This is a genomic window from Moorena sp. SIO4E2 (genome assembly GCF_010671945.1).
Lineage (GTDB): Bacteria > Cyanobacteriota > Cyanobacteriia > Cyanobacteriales > Coleofasciculaceae > Moorena > Moorena producens.
Genome location: NZ_JAAHIE010001070.1, coordinates 1 through 1,801 on the forward strand (window position 1 = coordinate 1; position 1,801 = coordinate 1,801).

Genomic DNA, 1,801 nt, shown 5'->3' on the forward strand with positions numbered 1-1,801 from the left:
TGTTAAGCACCTAAACAAAATTAATTGCCTACTACCAATCTCTGTAACCCTTACATCGTAAGGCTTTGAGTTTTGGAAAATGTGTAATTAATTTTGTGCACCTGCTTAGATAAAGGAACATTGAGATTACAAGGGAATACCAAAAATTTGCAGCAATTGGAGGGTGAACATTTAGCGTTTTTAATACCTTGACCAGTCAATTGTGGTAATAGCAGTTATTTTTAATTGAATTAGGATAAAAGCATCACAATCATAATGTTTTGGTCTAAATAAAACTAAGGAAATTAACTTAAAGTAGTGCTGAAAGCCTTGCCTAGCAAGACTTTCAATGTGTAAGCAATTTTGCCTAGGTACTTAGTTTTGAATTAGGAAACGGCAAAGTCAGTTATTTTACGGCGTTCTAAGGTTTTAAAGGCAAGGACAATTTGTTGGGGTGAAATGCCTAGTTTTACCAGTTCGTTGGCGACTCCTTCTTCTGTGCCGTCTTGTTGAAGCCAAATTTTTTCGTTAATGATATCAATGTGAATCAAACTGCCGTAAATTCTTTGATTTTTGTGCCAACCTATTTCCATGAGGAGATAGTGATCTTTATTTTCGTCAATGATTAATTGAAGGTCGCTTTCGGGGTCATTTCCTAAAAATTCAACGTAGTCTTGTAAGACTTTGATAATGGCTTGTTTTAGATTAGTTTTGTTTAAGGTATCCATGTAATAAGCTCCTCTTGATTGACGTCAAAGGTAAAAATGCGAATTATTTTATCTTCGATTAAAACTTGTCCTGCTTCTTCTTCAAACACTGATGATCTCACATCTTCTGGAACAGCTAAATAGAGTTTTCTTTCGGGTTCGTAGCGTGCCAGTAGGTGTTCATACAAGACAAATTGACCCACTGCTTCCTCTAAATCTTTCATTTCTGATGCACTGCGGAAACTTTTGATTTCAACAGCAATTTTCTGGACACCTTTTTCCGCAGCAATGAGTCGTTCTGCCCCTAAGTCAATATATAAATTCTTTTTTCTAGTGAGTTTTAAACGATAGGGATCGTGGGTGATTGTCCAACCGTCTTTTTGAAGGGCATTGCGTACAATATCATGATAGTAGTCACGAACTGGCATGGTTATTGTTTTAATGATTAATTTATTTATCTTAATTGACTCTGACCATTACCGTTATGATTCGGGTATTCTTAAGTTAGCAAAAAGTGATTATCCAAGGGTCAAAAAGATTATTCATAGATGCTATGATGAATATCAAGCTTATTTTCAAAAGGAAGTGCTCCTATTTACTAAACCATTAGCACCAGGGCTGAGTATTTTAGAAGGGGTGCATCTCAATGCATGCAAAAACACTCTTCGGCAATAGAAAGCTAATATAATTTTATGACAATTACCCTTAATAAAAATCTCCCCCATCTCCCGATATTCCGCTCCTGGGAGGGGTTAGGGGTGGGTTCCTATCTCCCCCTCTCCCCACCCTCCCCACACTTCCCACCCTCCCCACACTTCCCACCCTCCCTCTAATTATGGGTATTCAACCTGACTTGATATTATTCATGATGTCGCTTTTTAGCCCAAAGTACACCTGACATTATATCTTTATTTATCGTGTTAAATTTTACATCTCAAATACAAACGCTAAATCAAATTTTTCCCAAATCTTCATTTTACCTTTCCGCTTTTTCATGAATGGGCAAGTAAATAGGTGATGCTTGCCAAGCTGGCACCAGCCATGAGGATATTTTTTAAATAGTTTAAATAGCGTTTTGAGTTACTGCTGCTGAGTAATAGTAAGAAATAGATATC

At 36.8% G+C, this 1,801-nt stretch carries 3 protein-coding genes; 1 reads left to right on the forward strand and 2 read right to left on the reverse strand.

Features of this window, described 5'->3' with window-relative positions:
• Window positions 1-365: 365 nt before the first annotated feature.
• Both F6K37_RS40730 and F6K37_RS40735 read right to left on the reverse strand, forming a co-directional pair.
• Window positions 366-707, reverse strand: coding sequence for a XisI protein (locus tag F6K37_RS40730; RefSeq protein WP_008181118.1), 342 nt, complete (start codon window positions 705-707; stop codon window positions 366-368).
• A complete protein-coding gene (locus F6K37_RS40735) occupies window positions 695-1,114 on the reverse strand; it encodes a XisH family protein (protein ID WP_008181117.1) in 420 nt (139 codons plus the stop codon). The genes F6K37_RS40730 and F6K37_RS40735 overlap by 13 nt, the downstream gene beginning before the upstream one ends.
• Here F6K37_RS40735 and F6K37_RS40740 point away from each other — a divergent pair.
• Window positions 1,113-1,361 carry a T3SS effector HopA1 family protein gene (locus tag F6K37_RS40740; RefSeq protein ID WP_008181116.1) on the forward strand — a complete coding sequence of 83 codons (249 nt, stop codon included), beginning with the start codon at window positions 1,113-1,115 and terminating at the stop codon, window positions 1,359-1,361. The genes F6K37_RS40735 and F6K37_RS40740 overlap by 2 nt on opposite strands.
• Window positions 1,362-1,801: the final 440 nt, after the last annotated feature.